This window comes from Acidimicrobiia bacterium (genome assembly GCA_040881685.1).
Lineage (GTDB): Bacteria > Actinomycetota > Acidimicrobiia > IMCC26256 > PALSA-555 > SHVJ01.
In genome coordinates this window covers 16,553-33,490 of record JBBECS010000013.1, presented here as the reverse complement: position 1 = coordinate 33,490, position 16,938 = coordinate 16,553, and the positions used below count along the sequence as shown (strand labels likewise).

19 protein-coding genes are annotated in these 16,938 nt (G+C 68.8%); 8 read left to right on the top strand and 11 right to left on the bottom strand.

The genetic code is table 11. The annotated features are described in order from the left end of the window. The 3 genes from WEE69_03275 to WEE69_03265 all read left to right on the top strand — a co-directional run. On the top strand, nucleotides 1-837 hold an 837-nt coding region (locus tag WEE69_03275; GenBank protein MEX1144307.1), incomplete at its 5' end, for an alkaline phosphatase D family protein. An 8-nt stretch (nucleotides 838-845) separates the two neighbouring features. Beyond that, nucleotides 846-1,283, top strand: coding sequence for a nuclear transport factor 2 family protein (locus WEE69_03270; GenBank protein ID MEX1144306.1), 438 nt, complete (start codon nucleotides 846-848; stop codon nucleotides 1,281-1,283). Next, nucleotides 1,280-2,014: a type I pantothenate kinase gene (locus WEE69_03265; protein MEX1144305.1), complete on the top strand. Its 735-nt coding sequence runs from the start codon at nucleotides 1,280-1,282 to the stop codon at nucleotides 2,012-2,014. The genes WEE69_03270 and WEE69_03265 overlap by 4 nt, the downstream gene beginning before the upstream one ends. Here the strand turns inward: WEE69_03265 and WEE69_03260 are convergent. The 4 genes from WEE69_03260 to WEE69_03245 form a co-directional block, all read right to left on the bottom strand. Then, on the bottom strand, nucleotides 2,011-2,358 hold the full coding sequence (locus tag WEE69_03260) for a hypothetical protein (protein MEX1144304.1): 348 nt from the start codon (nucleotides 2,356-2,358) through the stop codon (nucleotides 2,011-2,013). The genes WEE69_03265 and WEE69_03260 overlap by 4 nt on opposite strands. A gap of 63 nt (nucleotides 2,359-2,421) precedes the next feature. Further along, a complete protein-coding gene (locus tag WEE69_03255; protein ID MEX1144303.1) occupies nucleotides 2,422-2,859 on the bottom strand; it encodes a hypothetical protein in 438 nt (145 codons plus the stop codon). Beyond that, the gene (locus WEE69_03250; GenBank protein ID MEX1144302.1) at nucleotides 2,856-3,374 is read right to left on the bottom strand and encodes a sigma-70 family RNA polymerase sigma factor; all 519 of its coding nucleotides are present in this window, start codon (nucleotides 3,372-3,374) and stop codon (nucleotides 2,856-2,858) included. Before WEE69_03250 ends, WEE69_03255 begins: the two co-directional genes overlap by 4 nt. A 66-nt stretch (nucleotides 3,375-3,440) precedes the next feature. Continuing rightward, nucleotides 3,441-4,028 (bottom strand): GNAT family N-acetyltransferase, encoded by a 588-nt coding sequence (locus WEE69_03245; GenBank protein ID MEX1144301.1) that lies wholly within the window; start codon nucleotides 4,026-4,028, stop codon nucleotides 3,441-3,443. Between the two features lie 67 nt (nucleotides 4,029-4,095). Between WEE69_03245 and trxA the strand changes: the two genes are divergently transcribed. Next, entirely contained in the window at nucleotides 4,096-5,103 is a 1,008-nt protein-coding gene (gene trxA / locus WEE69_03240) for a thioredoxin (GenBank protein MEX1144300.1), read from the top strand. 52 nt (nucleotides 5,104-5,155) lie between these two features. Here the strand turns inward: trxA and selD are convergent, their stop codons facing one another. The 4 genes from selD to WEE69_03220 form a co-directional block, all read right to left on the bottom strand. After that, the gene (gene selD, locus WEE69_03235; GenBank protein ID MEX1144299.1) at nucleotides 5,156-6,259 is read right to left on the bottom strand and encodes a selenide, water dikinase SelD; all 1,104 of its coding nucleotides are present in this window, start codon (nucleotides 6,257-6,259) and stop codon (nucleotides 5,156-5,158) included. Nucleotides 6,260-6,288: 29 nt separating this feature from the next. After that, the gene (locus tag WEE69_03230; GenBank protein MEX1144298.1) at nucleotides 6,289-7,296 is read right to left on the bottom strand and encodes an NlpC/P60 family protein; all 1,008 of its coding nucleotides are present in this window, start codon (nucleotides 7,294-7,296) and stop codon (nucleotides 6,289-6,291) included. A 125-nt stretch (nucleotides 7,297-7,421) separates the two neighbouring features. Continuing rightward, nucleotides 7,422-7,904, bottom strand: coding sequence for a hypothetical protein (locus tag WEE69_03225; protein MEX1144297.1), 483 nt, complete (start codon nucleotides 7,902-7,904; stop codon nucleotides 7,422-7,424). A 28-nt stretch (nucleotides 7,905-7,932) separates the two neighbouring features. Beyond that, entirely contained in the window at nucleotides 7,933-8,751 is an 819-nt protein-coding gene (locus WEE69_03220; GenBank protein ID MEX1144296.1) for an MBL fold metallo-hydrolase, read from the bottom strand. A 28-nt stretch (nucleotides 8,752-8,779) separates the two neighbouring features. Between WEE69_03220 and WEE69_03215 the strand changes: the two genes are divergently transcribed. From WEE69_03215 to WEE69_03205, 3 genes are read left to right on the top strand one after another with little or no spacing between them, the layout of a single operon-like run. Further along, a complete protein-coding gene (locus tag WEE69_03215) occupies nucleotides 8,780-9,724 on the top strand; it encodes a CoA ester lyase (GenBank protein MEX1144295.1) in 945 nt (314 codons plus the stop codon). Between the two features lie 16 nt (nucleotides 9,725-9,740). Beyond that, nucleotides 9,741-10,577: a fumarylacetoacetate hydrolase family protein gene (locus WEE69_03210; GenBank protein ID MEX1144294.1), complete on the top strand. Its 837-nt coding sequence runs from the start codon at nucleotides 9,741-9,743 to the stop codon at nucleotides 10,575-10,577. Nucleotides 10,578-10,587: 10 nt separating this feature from the next. Further along, nucleotides 10,588-11,070: a hypothetical protein gene (locus WEE69_03205; GenBank protein MEX1144293.1), complete on the top strand. Its 483-nt coding sequence runs from the start codon at nucleotides 10,588-10,590 to the stop codon at nucleotides 11,068-11,070. Here the strand turns inward: WEE69_03205 and WEE69_03200 are convergent. From WEE69_03200 to WEE69_03190, 3 genes are read right to left on the bottom strand one after another with little or no spacing between them, the layout of a single operon-like run. Next, the gene (locus tag WEE69_03200) at nucleotides 11,067-12,692 is read right to left on the bottom strand and encodes an acyl-CoA dehydrogenase family protein (protein MEX1144292.1); all 1,626 of its coding nucleotides are present in this window, start codon (nucleotides 12,690-12,692) and stop codon (nucleotides 11,067-11,069) included. The two genes, WEE69_03205 and WEE69_03200, sit on opposite strands and share 4 nt — an antisense overlap. Nucleotides 12,693-12,715: 23 nt before the next feature. Further along, nucleotides 12,716-13,795, bottom strand: a complete 1,080-nt coding sequence (locus tag WEE69_03195) for a DUF459 domain-containing protein (protein ID MEX1144291.1) — start codon at nucleotides 13,793-13,795, stop codon at nucleotides 12,716-12,718. Between the two features lie 5 nt (nucleotides 13,796-13,800). Next, nucleotides 13,801-15,669: an ABC transporter ATP-binding protein gene (locus WEE69_03190; GenBank protein ID MEX1144290.1), complete on the bottom strand. Its 1,869-nt coding sequence runs from the start codon at nucleotides 15,667-15,669 to the stop codon at nucleotides 13,801-13,803. Between the two features lie 56 nt (nucleotides 15,670-15,725). Between WEE69_03190 and WEE69_03185 the strand changes: the two genes are divergently transcribed. Beyond that, a complete protein-coding gene (locus WEE69_03185; protein MEX1144289.1) occupies nucleotides 15,726-16,886 on the top strand; it encodes an acyl-CoA dehydrogenase family protein in 1,161 nt (386 codons plus the stop codon). Nucleotides 16,887-16,938 lie beyond the last annotated feature (52 nt).

Below are 16,938 nucleotides of genomic sequence, written 5' to 3'. Positions count from 1 at the left end.
GACGACCACGAGGTCGACAACAACTATGCGAACGACACGCCGTCGGGGAGCCCTGACGTTTCTGCCGCCGACTTCCTTGCGCGACGCGCGGCCGCGTACCGGGCATGGTGGGAGCACCAGCCGGTGCGCATCGCGCCGCCGACCGGATCCGACCTGCGCATCTACCGCACCGTCCGATACGGGCGCTTGGCCGAAGTTCAGGTCCTCGACACGCGGCAGTACCGCACCGTGCCATGCGACGGAACGCTCGGGCCGCGCTGCGACGCGGCGCTCGCCCCCGACGCCACGCTGCTCGGATCCGCGCAGGAGCGGTGGCTCCTCCGAGGTCTTCGCCGGTCGAATGCGCGCTGGAACGTGTTGGCGCAGCAGGTCTTGATGACGGAGGCGAACTTCCTGCGATCGTCGGCCGAAGGCCTCTTCTCGCTCGACGGCTGGGATGGCTATCCACTCGCCAGGCAACGTCTCCTCGAGGGAGTCGTCGACGCCGACGCGTCGAACCCGGTCGTCGTGACCGGTGACATCCATTCGGCGTGGGTGAACGACCTCAAGACCGACTTCCTGGACGAGTCGGCACCCGCGGTCGGTACCGAGCTCGTAGGCACGTCGATCACGTCGGGGTTCCCGATCGCCGAGCTCGCCGCGACTGCTATCGCCGGACAACCCCATCTGAAGTACTTCGAAGGCGCGCGTCGGGGCTATGCCCGGTGCACGCTGAACGCCGACGAATGGCGCGCCGATCAGCGCTACGTCTCGACGATCGCGGCACCCGAAGCGACCGTGGAGACAGGCGCGAGCTTCGTGATCGAAGCCGGCCGGCCCGGCGCCCAGGCCGCCTAGGGCGCGTGATGGACTCCGACGCGGCGATTCGCGCGCTGATCGTGGCCTACGCCGAGCGTCTTGACGCGGGCGACTTCGACGGCGTCGCGGCACTCTTCGAGCACGGCGCGTTCCGGTCAGCGCGTGATGGGTCGGTTCGTGAGGGACCCGGGGCGGTCCGGCGCATGTACGACTCCGTGATCGTCTACGACGACGGGACGCCGCGAACCAAGCACGTGCTCGGGAACGTCGTCGTCGACGTCGACGAGCGCGCGGGTACCGCCGCTGCTCGCTGCACGTTCACCGTGATGCAGGCCGAACCCGGCGCGCCGTTGCGGGCCGTGCTGTCCGGCCGCTACGTGGATCGGTTCGAGCGAGATGACCGCGCTCCGGGAGGCTGGCGCTTCTCGGAGCGCACCGTGCACCCCGATCTGATGGGGGACCTCACGCGCCACATGGCTCGATGACCGACGCGCCGGCCGCCCTCGTCGACCTCGCGCGAGCCCGTGTGCGCGCCGATGGAACCCCGGTCGTCGTGGGGATCGCGGGCGCGGTGGCTTCGGGAAAGTCGACGTTGGCCGCTGATGTCGCGCGAGCGGCGAGCGAGCGTGGGACACCTGCCGACGTGGTCGGCACGGACGGGTTCCTGTACCCGAACTCGGTGTTGAGCGAGCGTGCCTTGCTCGCCCGCAAGGGTTTCCCGGAGTCGTATGACGTCGGCGCGCTGCGCGCGTTCGTCGACACCGTTCATTCTGGCGCCGACGAGGTCATCGTGCCCCGGTACTCGCACGTCATCTACGACGTCACGCCGGGTGAGCCACTCGCGCTCGGGAACGACGCCGTGATCGTGGTGGAGGGCCTCAACGCGCTCGGTGCACTCGCCGATCGCCTCGATCTCGCCGTGTATCTCCAGGCAGAGGAGGCCGACCTCGAGCGTTGGTACGTCGCCCGGTTTCTCGAACTGCGCGCCGAGGCCGAGACGGATCCCCGTTCGTTCTACCGGCAGTTCCTGGCCATGAGCGTGGAGGCGACCGAGGCACTCGCCCGCCAGACGTGGCGTGAGGTGAACCTCGTGAACCTCCGCGAGCACATCGCCCCCACGCTCGAGCTCGCCGATTGTGTCGTCGTCAAGGGCCCCGATCACGCGGTCACGGCCGTCGAGACGCGCGAGCACCGCCGCGCGACCGGCAGCGACTAGCCGGGGCCGGAGTTCGACCCGGAGCGATCGTCGCCGCCACCCGGACCAGAGTTGTCGTCGCTGTCCTCATCGTTGTGCCCGCCGTCATCGACGTCACCGTCGTCACGGTCCTCGTGCTCACCGTCCTCGAACTCGCCGTCGTCGTCCACGGTCCCCGTTGTTACGTCCGGTGTGCTGACGTCGGTGGTGACGTCAGTGGTCGAGCTCTGCCCGGTTGGGTCGGTCGTGCCGGAACCGTCGTCGTTGCCAGACGTGCCGTTCCCGGCGGCCGCCACGCCGGCGCCGAGCGCGAGCCCGGCTGCGACGGTGACCACGGCGAGCTTGCGGTTCAGGAGCTGTCGCATCAGGTCCTCCTCGAGGAGTTGGGGGTCAGAAGAGGACACGACCGAGCCGGCCACGAGGTTTGGCTAATCGCTCCCTGAGCCGGACGAGCCCGACCCGCTCGATCCCGACCCGGGCCCCGAGTTGTCGCCGTCGGGCTCGTCAGGATCGCCCCCACCATGATCGTCTTCGGTCGTCGGCGTCGTCCCACCATCAGGCGTCGACGTCGTGGTCGTCGCCTCTGGCGTGGTCGTCGTGCTGCGGTCTGGTTGGGAAGCGGGAGGTATGCGAACGCTGCCGTCGCCGCCTGGCAGGGCAAAGGTGAGCACCAGCGCCAGCGCGCTCAGGGCACCGACACCCCACGCGCCGGTCACTGCGGCGCGGCGGCGCCGCCGGGCGCGTTCGAAGCGCGGGCGCAGCGCCGTCAGAGCGCTCTCGGTCCCTGGCGCGGCGGGCGTGGCTCCGCGCAGCCGACGCCCGAGCTCGTCGTCGAGGGGCTCGAAGCCGAAGTCGTCGGGGCTCACGGCGCGACCACTCGTTCGCGCAGCCGCTCGCGACCGGCGTGGAGGTGATACTTCACGGCACCCTCCGAGAGCCCCATGGCCTCGGCGACCTCGTGCACGGACAGCTGCTCGACGTAGAACAGCGAGACCGCGATCCGTTGCTGACGGGGCAGCTCAGCCACCGTCGCGAGCAGGTCGTCGGGTTCCGTGGGCGCGAGTCCGCTGCTTCCGGTCTTGGCTTGACCACCAAGGCGCTCGACCACGCGCCTACCCCGTTCGACGTGGCGAAAGTGGTCGCGGAGGCGGTTGAGCGCGACGTGGCGGATCCACCCCGCGGGGTGGTCGTAGCGGGAGATTCGGCCCCAACGCGCGTAGGCGCGGGTGAACGCGTCCTGCACCGCGTCGGCCGCGACTTCGCGATCGCCGCACGCGACTGCGAGCGAGCGCACCATCGGCTCGAAGCTTGTGCGGAAGGTCTCGTCAAAATCGGCGCCCTGAGGCCCATCGGGGCTCGCTTCCATTGTCTCTGGGGACACGCCTGACGGACCTCACCGGTTTGGGTCGATTGTGCGGGAAGCCGAGCGACTGCCCTGGATCGATCCTTACCCGTTGGGCGCGGTCAAGTCTTCCGGAAGCAGGGAGAACATCACGACATCGGCCAAGCCGCACCCGAGCGTGGTGTACGACCGCAGCACGCCCTCGCGCGTGAAGCCGGCGCGCTCGGCGACGCCCTGGGACGCCACGTTGTCGACGTGGGTCATGAGCTCGAGGCGACGAAGGCCGAGCTCGTTGATCGCCCATCTCGACAGCAACCGAACGGCCCGGGTCGCGATGCCCCGTCGGCGTGCATCTCGGGCGACCCAGTAGCCGATCTCCCGAACCTCCGGATTCTCGCTGTCGTGGGTCCCGATTCCACCGATCAGGCTGTCGTCGGAGCGGTCGACGATCATGAAGGACAGCCCGATCTGCGCGTCACCAGCCGGGACGCGCGGGAGACGACCGCCGCTCCAGTTCTCGATGGCGGCTCGGACGAATTGTGTCGCGTCGTTGCGCGTGTACGGCGACGGGATTCGTGTGTAACGAGGGATCTCGGGGTCTTGGACGGCCGCCGTGATGGCGTCGACGTCGTCCTCTCTGGGTGGACGGAGGACGACCACGTCATCGTGCAGATCGGGGACGGCCGGACCCATGGACCGAGCGTGCCATCATCGTCGGAACGCAGCGAACGAGATTCGCCATTTTGATGGAGTTCGGAACATGGCACTGATCCACAACGTCGTCGGAACACCGCAGGCGGCTCGGATGCTGATGCTCATCCATGGCTACGGCGCCGACGAGCGTGACCTCGGCGGTCTGTTGCCGTACCTCGACCCCGAAGGCCGCTTCCTCACCGTGTTGCCGCGCGGGCCGGTGGCCGCGCCGCCGGGTTTCGCCTGGTACGACCTCGCCGCGATCACCGAGGGTGGGCACGGTGCAGATACCTCGTTCGTCGCGGCGCTGGACGAGCTCGACGACCTCATCGACACGGTGTGTGCCGAGCACGACAAGCAGCGCGGCGAGGCGATCATCGGCGGGTTCTCACAGGGGGGCGCACTCGCGGTCGCGCTGGGGCTACGGCGCAGCGACCGACCGCATCCGGCCGGTGTGATCGCCATGAGCGGCTATCTCCCCGACATCGACGGTCTTGAGCTCGACTGGGACGCAGCCAAGGAGATCCCGTTCCTCGTGCAGCACGGCACGAATGACCCGCTCATGGACGTCGAGCGCGGGCGCTCGCTCGCGACGGCGCTTGCCGAACATGGTGTGCCCGTCGTGTACAGCGAGTACCCGATGGAGCACCAGGTCGCGATGGAGAGCGTGCAGCAGGCGCACGAATGGCTCCTTGCCGTGAGCTCTGGTGAGCGTCCGAGTGAGGCGCTTCCGGAGCCTCCACCGGAGCCGCTCGTTCGTCCGGTCACGACGGCGCAGTGGGACGCCGAGGTGCTTCGCTCAGAGCTGCCGGTGATCGTCGACTTCTGGGCGCCGTGGTGCCAGCCGTGCCGCCAGGTCTCGCCCATCGTCGAGCAGATCGCCGCGATGCGCGAGGGCTCCTACAAGGTTGTCAAGGTCAACATCGACGAAGAGCCGTCACTCGCGCAGCAGTACGAGGTGCAGAGCATCCCGATGATCGCGATGTTCCGCAGCGGCCGTCTCGAACGGTCCGCGCTCGGCGCGAAGCCCCGCCCGCAGCTCGAAGCCGAGCTCGGGATGCTCGTCATCCCCTAGGGCTGGGGCTCACCCACCGTCGTCGCTTGGGCTTCGACCACGGCCGGCGTGATCACGGGTGTGGGGGCCGCTCCTTACCCCTGCTGCCCGAGCGAATGATGCGAACGTAACCCGGCTGGTCGCGAGTGGCGACTCCCACCGTTGCTGCGGCCAGCGCACCCCGTGCTTCCAGCGCACCCACGAGGTCGCCGGCGCGGTCCGCTTCGACGGCGATGAGCAGGCCGCCGCTGGTCTGTGCGTCGGCGAGGAGCATCTGCTCATCGATCGGCAGATCACCCCAGTCGATGTGCTCGCTCACGAATGCGTGATTGCGCTGTGTGCCTCCGGCGACCATGCCCTGCGCGAGGAGGTCCCGCACGCCGTCGATCACCGGCACCGCCGACACGTCGAGCTCGGCGCCGAGCTCCGACCCCATGAGCATCTCGCGCAGATGACCGAGCAGCCCGAAGCCGGTGATGTCGGTTGCGGCGTGAACCGCGTCGCCGAGTTCGAGCGCGGCGTCACGTGCCCCCGCGTTGAGTGTGGTCATCACGCGCACGGCCTCGGCGATGAGCGAGCCCGGTGCGGCGTCACGCTTCACCGCGGTCGAGATCACGCCCAGACCGATCGGCTTCGTGAGCACGAGTGCGTCGCCGGCCCGGGCTCCGGCGTTCGTGAGCACGTGGCGGGGATCGACGGTCCCGACCACGGCCAGCCCGAACTTGGGCTCGGCGTCGTCGATCGAGTGGCCACCACCGATCACTGCGCCGGCGTCGCGCACCACGTCGGCGCCGCCGTCGAGCACTCGAGCGAGGAGTTCGAACGGGAGCCCTTCACGCGGCCAGGCCACGAGATTGAGCGCGAGCACCGGAGCCCCGCCCATCGCGTACACGTCGGAGAGTGCGTTCGTTGCGGCGATGCGGCCCCAGTCGTAGGGATCGTCGACGATCGGGGTGAAGAAGTCAGTGGTCACGACGATGGCGAGGTCATCCCGGAGGCGGTAGACCGCGGCGTCGTCGGCGGTTCCGAAACCCACGATGAGGTCGTCGTGCGAGCTGTTCTCGGCGTCGAAGCCGCGCACGAGCCCGAGGATGGTCCGCAGGTCGGCGGGGGAGAGCTTGCACGCGCATCCGGCGCCGTGCGAGAACTGCGTGAGGCGAACGGGCTCCTCGACGATCGGATTCCCGTGCGTGCCCGAAGAAGGACTCAGACGACCCGCGCCGCCCACGGCAGTGGGCTTCCCCAGATCGGTCGCTCGACGACCTGTCCCTGTCCGCTCGAGGCGTCGATGATCATCCCGCCGCCGACATACAGCGCGACATGGCTCGATCCGCCGGGGCCCCAGAAGATCAAGTCACCGGGCTGAGCCGCCGCGATCGGGACCTTGGGCAAGCCGTTGTACTGGCCACCGGAGCTGTTGGGGATGCTGACACCCGCGGCGTGCCATGCCGACCAGGTGAGGCCGGAGCAGTCGTAGGTGGGGCCGGTGCGGGGGTTCGTCGAGTAGCCGGCGCCGATCACCGCGCGCGCGTAGGCGATCGCCTGGGCGGCGCTCCCGTTGGGTGGGCCGACGTTCGGATCGAACAGCGCACGTGCCGCGGCAGCGCGGCGGGCGCGTTCGGCGGCGATCTCGGCGGCGATCTCTCCCTTGACCTGGTTGAGCAACGCCTGCTGTTGTGCGCGCGCTGCGTCCCACGCGGCCTTGTGCGTGTTGATCGCGTCGGTCTCGAACGCGGCTGCGTCTCGCGCCCGCGTTGCGTCGGCCCGTCGGAGGTGAAGGTCCTGCTGCGCGACGTCCAGCTTGTTCAGGAGCTCGTTGTCCCGCTCGGCCTGTGCCTCGGCGTACTGATCCCGCGACACGAGGTCGGACGGCTTCCCGGTGTTCCAGGCCACGGAACCGGTCGAGTGCTGTCGGTAGAGCGAGACGGCGTTGTCGCGAACGATGCCGAGGATGCGTTGCACCTCTTCTTTCGCGGCGGCGATTCTCGCCTCGGCTTCCTTCACCGACGCCTGGTGGGCATCACGCCGTGCCGCGGCCTCGTTGAGCTGCTCGGCCAGCGCGCTGATCTGGAGATCGGTGGCCTCGATCTGATCCTGGAGCGCCGCGGCCTCGGCTTGCTTGTCCCGGCTCGCCGCCGCGCCCGCAGTCGCCGGCACCGCCGCGGCGCTGGCGAGCACCACGGCTGTGACGATCAACTTGCGGAGGATGTGCATGGCAGGCCTTCGGCTGGTCGGGGACGCGAATGACCCGTACGACGGATCCGTACGGGTCAGTCGCACCCTATACCGATGGGGCGCGGCCCCGTCGCATGGACTCGGGAAGGCGGCGAACCCCCAGGTCAGACGGCTGCCCAGCCCGCGAAGGCTGGTGGATCGCCGTCGGCGGCGACCTCTGGGACGGTCCAGGCCAGCAGTCGTCCGGTCTCGCGCGCGACCCGCTGCCAGTCCTTCGGATCCCAGCCTTCGGTGGCGGTGACGAGCGTGGTGTCCTGGCGCAACAACACGAAGGCGGGAAGGCGCTCGAGCCCGAGGCTCTGCACCAGCTCACGATCGGGGTCGACGTACGTGACGACGTTCGACTCCGCGTCGCCGAGGAGTCGCTTCGCGACCGACTCAGGACCGGTGACCACGAATGCGAACCGACAGTCGGCGTCACCGAACACCGAGAACAGGCGCATGCCGATCGGCACGAACGACGCCGCCTCGGACCGGGCCGGGAGCACCACCAGGCAGAGGTGGAACATCGTCGACCAATCGTCGAGCGTGCGGGTGACGCCGCGGCTCGTGGTGAGCTTCAGCTCGGGGTCGGGGCTCTTCGCCATCGCCTGTGAGCGTACGCTGCGCGCGACCTCAGCCCAGGCCGATGGCCTTCAGCATGCTCGGAGGGATCACGTCTTTCTTGTCGCGCAGAAGCGCGGCGCGCTCGATGTTGATCGGGTCACGCTCGGCGCGATCGAGCCAGTCGTCCCACGGTCCGGGCGGAATCGTGCCGGCGACGCAGTGCCGCAGGTAGTCCTGGAGCTCGCGCACCTCGCGTTCACCGCCCACCGGTCCGTGACCGGGGACGATCGTGTCGGCGAGCTCCACGATCGCGTCGAGCACGTTCGCCCACTGCTGCGGGTCGCCTTGGAACGCCAGCGGCGTGACGCCGAAGAAGCACAGGTCGCCCGCGAAGAGCACGTCCGCGTCGGCGACGAGCACCATCACGTCACCCGGGGTGTGCCCGGCCGCGGGCAGGACCTCCGTACGCGGGGTGAGGTTGGCGGCGCCCTCCACGAGGTGGCTCACCGGTCGGGTGCCGAGCTCGGCGAGATCGTCGAACTCGTCGGCGAACGCGGGCATGAACGCCTTGTAGGCGTCGAGCGCCATGGGCTGGTCGAGGAGGTCGCTGGTCACCGGCGAGGCATAGACCGCCGCGTTCCGGAACATGGTCGTACCGCCGACGTGGTCGACGTGGGCGTGCGTGAGCACCACGCGCTTGACCGTGAGGTCGAGCTCGGCGACCGCCGCGGCGAACGGCTCCCATTGCGAGCGCACCATCAGGGTGTCGACGAGGGTGAGGCCGTCGTCGTCGGCGATCACACCGGCGTTGCTAACCCCGGTCTCTCCGCCGGGCTGGAGCCATGCCCACACGCCGTCGGCGAGCTCGGCAAGCTCGGGTTGGGTCACGAATCGAGCGTACCGGTACGGTTGGGACATGTCCGAGCGCAGCCGCAACCTTCCTCGACGGGCGTGCCTCTCGGTCCCGGGGTCGAGCGTCAAGATGCTCGGGAAGGCCCCGGGGTTCGGTGCCGACATGGTGTTCCTCGATCTCGAGGACGCAGTGGCACCGCTCGAGAAGGAAGCCGCTCGCGTCAACGTCGTCAAGGCGATCAACGAACAGGACTGGGGCGACACCGTTCTGTGCGTGCGCGTGAACGCGTGGGACACCGAATGGACGTACCGCGATGTGATCGAGGTTGTGGAGAACGCGTCGGAGCGCCTCGACGAGATCATGCTGCCGAAGGTGCAATCAGCCGCAGACGTGCAGGCGCTCGACATGCTCCTCACGCAGATCGAGCAGGTCACCGGCCGTCAGTCGACGGTGGGGATCGAGCCGCAGATCGAGACGGCACGCGGCCTCATCAACGTGGAGGAGATCTGCGCCGCGTCATCGCGTTTGGAGACGATCGTGTTCGGGCCGGCGGACTTCGCCGCGTCGACCGAGATGCCCGTGCTCACCGGCGGGGTGCAGATCCCCGAGTACCCGGGTGACCACTTCCATTACGTGTACTCGAAGATCCTGATGGCCGGGCGTGCGAACGGCCTCCAGGTGATCGACGGACCGTTCCTCAAGATCCGCGAGCTCGACGCCTTGCGCGACTACTCGATGCGCAGCCGCATCCTCGGCTACGACGGGAAGTGGGCGCTCCACCCCGATCAGGTGCAGGTCATCAACGAGGTGTTCACGCCGACCCAGGAGCAGTTCGACCACGCGTGGGACATCCTCGATGCGTACGAGAAGGCGACGACTGAGGGCGGCGCCGGCGAGCGCAAAGGCGCGGTCATGTTCGGTGACGAGATGATCGACGAGGCCAGCCGCAAGATGGCCACGAAGTTCGTCGCTCGTGGTGAGCGCGCCGGCATGAACCGCAGCAGCTGACGCCAAGCGTCGAGCAGTGAGGCTCGTCACGATTCGGGTGGACGGGGGGACGCGCGCCGGTCGCGTCGAGGGTGAGCAGATCCTGGAGCTGCCGCACACCGACATCGGGGCGTTGCTCGCCGACGTCGGCATCGACGGCGCAGCCACCGTCGAGCCGGTGGGCGCCCATGCGCTTGCCGACGCCGACCTTGCGCCCGTCGTGCCGCGCCCGTCGAAGATCTTCTGCCTCGGCCTGAACTACGCCGGGCACATCCGGGAGACCGGCCGTGAGGTTCCCCGGTACCCGACGCTGTTCGCCAAGTTCCCCGAGGCGTTGGTGGGCCCGCGCGACCCGATCGTGCTGCCGGACGAGTCGGATCGTTGCGACTGGGAGGTGGAGCTCGCACTCGTGATCGGACGCCCGGTCCGGCGAGTGAGTGTCGAGGACGCCGGCGCAGCCATCGCGGGCTACACGATCTGCAACGACGTGACGATGCGCGACTGGCAGCAGCGCACACTCCAGTGGCTCCAGGGCAAGACATGGGAACGCAGCACGCCGCTCGGCCCGACGCTCGTGACGCCCGATGAGCTCGATCCCGGCGTCGACCTCGCCCTGCGCGGCGAGGTCGACGGCGAGGTGATGCAGGACGGCCGAACGTCGGACCTGGTGTTCGGACCCGCCGAGTGCGTGGCGTACATCAGCACGATCGTGACGTTGCAGCCCGGCGACGTGATCAGCACCGGCACGCCGTCGGGCATCGGCGACGCCCGCACGCCACCCATCTACCTACGTCCCGGCCAGGTCGTGCGCACGGTGGTCGAGGGCATCGGCGAGCTGGTGAACCGCTGCGTGACCGACGGAGACGAGCGGTAGCCTGACGCGCGTGGAGATTCTCCTCGTCGCGGTGGTCGTCGCCGGCGGCGGGTTGGCGTGGCGCTGGTCGCGCCGTCAACCAGGTGTTCCGCTCAAGTGGCAGACCTCGCAGAGCGTCGCCGCCGACCTCCACCGTCGCATGCACCGGTCCGTCGATCGCACGCGGCAAACGGTGACCGAGGCGCGCAAGCGCGGCGTGCCGACGTCGGGGTACGAGGGCCTCTGCGACCGGCTGGTGGCGACAGCTCGCGCCATCGACGACCAGCTGGTGCTCGCGTCACAGCTCCCGTACAAGTCCCGTCACAAGGTCTTGCTCGGTCTGCGGTACCGGATCGCCGACGTCGAGCGCACGGGCGACCGCATCGGCCGCACCGCGCTCGAGGCCGCGAGCCCGCTCGTCGGGAGCATCGACGAAGCGCTCGACGACATCAACGAGCGCCTCGACCACCACGCCGAGGCGATCGAAGAGCTCAAAGAGCTCGGCGGCGCTTAGCCCTCGAGCGCTTGCTCCGCGAGTCGGCGCGCGATGACACGTAGGCAGAGCGTCTCGTCGGCGCCCTCGAAGATCGACAGCACTCGCGCATCCACGAAATAGCGCGACACGGGGAACTCCTCCGCGTAGCCCATGCCACCGTGCAGCTGCATGGCTTCGCGCGTGACCCACTCGGCGGCGCGACACACGTACGCCTTCACCATCGACGCCTCGAGCGTGCCCTCGCCCCGACCCATGCGACGCGCGACGTCGTACGAGAACTGCCGGCCGGCCTGGATCAGTACGGCCATGCGGGCGAGCTTCGCCTTCGTCAGCTGGTAGTCGAAGACTGGCTGCCCGAACACCTTGCGTTCTTGCGCATAGGCGAGCCCGGCGTCGAACGCGGCCTGCATCAAGCCGACCGCACGCGCCGCGGTCTGGAGCCGACCGTTCTCGAAGCCCTCCATCTGGAGGTAGAAGCCCTGACCCTGTCCGGCCTCGCCGCCGACGAGATTGTCGGCCGGCACCACCCAGTCGGAGAACGCGACCTCGTAGGAGTGCATCCCGCGGTAGCCGATCGTGTCGATGGCGCGGCCTTCCATCTTTCCGCCGCTCGGCTGCTCGAACGCGAACGCATGACCCGGGGCAGGTTCCTTGTCCACGACGAATAGCGACAGGCCACGATGCCCGGCAGCGCGATCGGGATCGGTGCGGGCGAGCAGCATGATCACGTCGGCTCGCCCAGCGAATGTGGCCCAGGTCTTCACGCCGTTGATTGCGTACCCGTCGTCGACAGGAGTCGCGTGCACGTTGATGTTCGCGACGTCGGATCCGTAGTCGGGCTCGGTGACCATCACACCGACCAGCAGCTCACCGCTCGCGATCTTCGGGAGCCACTGTTGCTTCTGCTGCTCAGTGCCGCCGCGCACGATCGCCCTCGTGAGGATCTCCGGTCGGGTGATGAGCGACCCGCCGATGCCGAGCGAACCCCACGAGAGCTCTTCGGTCGCCACCACCATGCCGAGGTAGTCCTGCTCGCCACCGGCGGCGAATCCGCCGTACGCCTCGGGCACCGAGAGGCCGAACCCGCCGAGCTCGGCCAACCCCGCGATCAGCTCCTCGGGGATGTCGGAGTTCTCGCGGTGCACCTTCTCCGCATGCGGGCGGATCTTGTCCTGCGCGAACCGACGGAACGTGTCGCGGGCCAGTTCGAGGTCGTCATCCAGATGCGCGGGCCCGGTGCCGTGCTGCGCGAGCTGCTCCGCGATCTCCTCGAGGAACCCGGGGGATCGATGGGCCTCGACGAACGGCAGCGCGTCCGCAAGGTCACCGGCTTCGATGCCCCACACGGATTCGCGGCCGAGCACTCGCGTGCCCACGTCCCACACGGCGTCGGCGATGAACGCGCGGGCGAGCAGGGACTCCACCTCACCGTTGCCGCCGTACTCGAGCATGACCCGGCAGGCCTCGACCGCGCTCGCGGCGTGCGCGACGTCGTACGCGAGCACTTGGTGCTCGTCGAGCTTGGACACCGAGATTTGTCCGCCGTCGGACGCACCGTGCGCAAGATGCCGGCAACCCGCGCTGACCGCCGTCGCGGCCGCGTCGACCGCTGCGGCGGCGATGTCGAGCGGGTTCGTCATGGCCGGAGGTTACCGACCACGCCTCACGCGCCTCTGAGCGGCGGCAAGAGGGTGGTCTCGGTCGTCGACGTCGTGGGCGGCACCGTGGTCGTCGTGGTCGGCGCGGGGGTGGGTGTCGTGGTGCCGGGCTCGACGCGCTGCCCCGGCACCTCGCCGCTGCCCGGGCTCCGGTGCACTGGTTGCTCGCGACCGGGCACGGCCTGCTCCGACACGCTGCATTGGTCGTCGAGGTACGCGAACACGTAGATGGCCAGCAGCTCTGCGCCGGCGGGAGTGAAGTGGATCCCGTCGTTGGTCCGCACGCGCACCTCGTCGCCGTCGACGCCAGGGAGCATCGCCGCGTACTCACCGTCGGAGCTGGAGAACAGGTCATACGCGTCGATGTAGGTCACGTCGCGGCGGCGGCCGGTCACCTCGTGCGCCACGGCGTTGACCTCGCGAACACCGTCGTTCTTGTGCTCGTCGCGCAGCGGGGGCGACCCGATCCAGTACAGGGAGCGGCCGTCCCCGGTCAGCACGTCGAGCATCTCGTCCACGAGCTGGCCGTACGTGGCGCGCCACGCAGGTTGGCCGGTGTCGTCCACGGGCTCGTCGCGCGCCACGCCCGAGTCGTTCGCGCCGATGATGAAGACCACGATCTCCGGGTCGACGCGATCCATCTCCCTGGCTGCATGTTCCGGCCAGTCGAAGAACGAAGGCGACGCGAGCCCACTCGAGGTTTGGTAGTCGTAGGTAGGGAGCACGACACCGGTCGAGGCGGCCTGCTCGCCGAGCGCAGGGCCGAGCGAGCCCGCCAGGGAGTCACCGCCGATCCAGAGGCGCAACGGATCGTCGGGGTCGAGTGGGCTGCGGCAGGCCACGCCGGTGTCGAACGCGGGCCGTGGCCCGAGCGTGATGCTGGGTGGCAGCACGCCGGCGCGGCGCGCCCGCTGATCGCTTTCGCGCAGCCAAAAGGCCCATGCGCCACCCGCGACGAGCGCGAGTATCGCGATCACCGCACAACCCATGAGCGCGTACCGGCGCCGTCGGAGTCGCGCCGCTTCGAGACGGGCCCGTCCTTGCGCGCCTCGCTCCCAGGCGAGCCGTAGCGGGTCGTCTTGCACGCGCGCTAGGCAGGCTCGGCGGCCAGTTGCGTGCGGTAGAGCTCGGAGTAGATGCCGCCCGCGTGCAAGAGCTTGTGGTGGGGGCCTTCCTCGACGACGCGCCCGTCGTCGAGCACGACGATCCGATCTGCAGCGACGATCGTGGAGAGACGGTGCGCGATCACCAGCGCGGTGCGTCCCCGCAACGCCTCGGCCAGCGCGTGCTGGATCGCGAGCTCGGACTCCGAGTCGAGGTGCGATGTCGCCTCGTCGAGGATGACCACGGCTGGATCGGACAGCAGCATGCGGGCGATCGCGAGCCGTTGCTTCTCGCCGCCGGACATGCGATACCCGCGCTCGCCCACGACCGTGTCATACCCATCCGGGAAGCCTGCGATCACGTCGTGGATCCGGGCCGCCCGGCAGGCCGCCACCAGCTCGACATCGGTGGCGTCGGGCTTGGCGTAGCGGAGGTTCTCGGCGATCGACTCGTGGAAGAGGTGCGGGTCTTGCATGACCATCCCCACGGCGTTGCGCAGCGACTCGAGCGTGATGTCGCGGATGTCGGCGCCGTCGAGCGTGATGCGACCCTGGCTGACCTCGTGGATGCGAGGAACGAGCAGCGCCGTCGTGGTCTTGCCCGCGCCGGACGGGCCCACGAGCGCGACGAGCTCGCCGGGCTCCACCGAGAAGCTCACGTCGCGGAGGATCCACGCACTTGACTCCTCGTCCATCGGCGCGGTTCCCTCTTCGAGCGAGGCAATCGAGCTGACCGCAGGCGGTGGATGGTGGAACCACACGTGCTCGAACGCAACTCGCCCGCGCGGGCGCTCGATGGGAACGGCGCCCGGTCGGTCGGTGATCAAGGGCGCGAAGTCGAGGACCTCGAAGACGCGCTCGAACGCGACGAGCGCGGTCATCACGTCGACGCGGGCGTTCGAGAGCTGGGTGAGAGGTTGATAGATCTGCGCCACGTAGATCACGAACGCGGCGTAGGTACCAACCGAGATCGTGGCGTCGATCACGAAGTTCCCACCGAGTCCGTACACCACCGCTGTACCCACGGCAGCCACGAAAGCCAATGCAGCGAACAGCACGCGTGAGTACATCGCGGTCCGGATGCCGATGTCGCGAACGCGGCCAGCACGGTTCGCAAAGAGCTCGTGCTCGCGGCTGTGCTTGCCGAAGAGCTTCACCACGAGCGCGCCCCCGACGTTGAAGCGCTCGGAAACCGTGTTGTTCATCGAGGCGTTGAGCTGCATCGCTTCCCGCGTGGCGATCTGGAGCCTGCGTCCGATCCGCCGGGCCGGGATGATGAACGCCGGGAGCACGAGCAGGGTGAGGATCGTGAGCCGCCACTCGAGGCCGAGCATCACCGCGAGCGTGATGACGAGGGTGATCACATTCGAGACAACCGTTCCGAGCGTGTTGGTGACGGCCTGCTGCGCTCCGATCACGTCGTTGTTGAGCCGCGACATCAGCGCGCCGGTCTGGGTTCGGGTGAAGAAGGAGATGGGGAGCCGCTGCACATGATCGAAGAGGGAGACCCTCATGTCGTAGATGAGGCCTTCACCGATACGAGCCGAGAACCAGCGCTGCATGAGGGAGAGCCCGGCGCTCGTGATGGCGAGCGCCACCGCCCCGAACGCCAGGATCGCGACCAATGCCTTGTCGCCCTGAGGCACGGCATCGTCGAGGAGTGCCTTGAACAGCAGCGCCGGCACGACACCGACCGCAGCGGACGCGATGACCATGATCACGAAGCCGACGAGCGCCTTCTTGTACGGCCGGGTGAGGCCGAGCACTCGTTTGAGCAGGGCGCGCTCGAATCCCTTGCCGCGAACGTCGGGGTCGCGGCGGAAGCTCATCACCGTCTGGTGCATTGCCATTCCCATGAAGGCATCAACCGTACCGGGGGCGCCATCCATCCCTGCCGCGTAAGGTCCGCGAGGTGACGACCGACCCTGCCGTGCGAGAGGAGCTCATCGCGGCGGTGCGGCGATTCGTCGAGCGAGACGTCGTGCCGGTGGCGTCCGAGCTCGAGCACGCCGACGAGTACCCCGAGGCGATTGTTGCCACCATGCGGGATCTCGGCTTGTTCGGGGTCACGATCCCTGAGGAGCACGAGGGCCTCGGTCTCGACCTCCTCACCTATTGCGGGGTCATCGAGGAGCTCTCGGCCGGCTGGATGACGCTGTCCGGAGTGCTGAACACCCATGTGATGTGCGCCAACCTCCTCCAGGCGTACGGCACCGACGATCAGAAGGCCCGACTGCTCCCGAGGCTCGCCCGCGGCGAGATCCGCGGGGCGCTCTCGCTCTCGGAGCCCGACGCGGGCAGCGATACGAGCGCGCTCCGGTGCAAGGCCAGCCGCGACGGCGACGAGTTCGTGATCAACGGCACGAAGACGTGGGTCACGAACGGACAGCGAGCGGGGCTCATCGCCCTCGCGGCGCGCACCGACGAGGGCATCACTTGCTTCATGGTCGAGAAGGAGCCCGGTGCCCAGCGAGTCGACGGCATCACCGTCAGCCGCAACATCGGCAAGCTCGGCTACAAGGGAATCGAGACCGTGGAGATGGCGTACGACGGTCATCGCGTCCCGGCTGACTGCGTTCTCGGTGGGGATGATGGCCTCGGGCGCGGACAGCACTTCATCCTCTCTGCGCTCGAGGTAGGGCGCATCAACATTGCGGCACGCGCGGTGGGCGTCGGGCGCGCCGCCTTCGAGGCTGCGATCAAATACGCGCAGCAACGCGAGACGTTCGGCAAGCCGATCGCGCAGCATCAGGCCATCCAGGCGAAGCTCGCCGACATGGGCACCAAGCTCGAAGCAGCGCGACTGCTCACGCACAACGCGGCAGCGCGCAAGGATCGAGGTGAGCGCTGCGACGTCGAGGCCGGCATGGCCAAGCTGTTCGCGAGCGAGGCCGCCTTCGAGATCGCCACCGACGCGATGCGCATCCACGGCGGCGTTGGCTACACGACCGAGCTCCCGATCGAGCGGTACTACCGGGATGCTCCGCTCATGATCATCGGCGAGGGCACGAACGAGATCCAACGCCTGGTCATCGCCCGCGGCCTCCTCGAGCGCTACCCACTCGCCCCTTGAACCCCTCGGGTGCGTCTCTCACCCGGCTATTCCGGGGTCAGAGACGCACGTC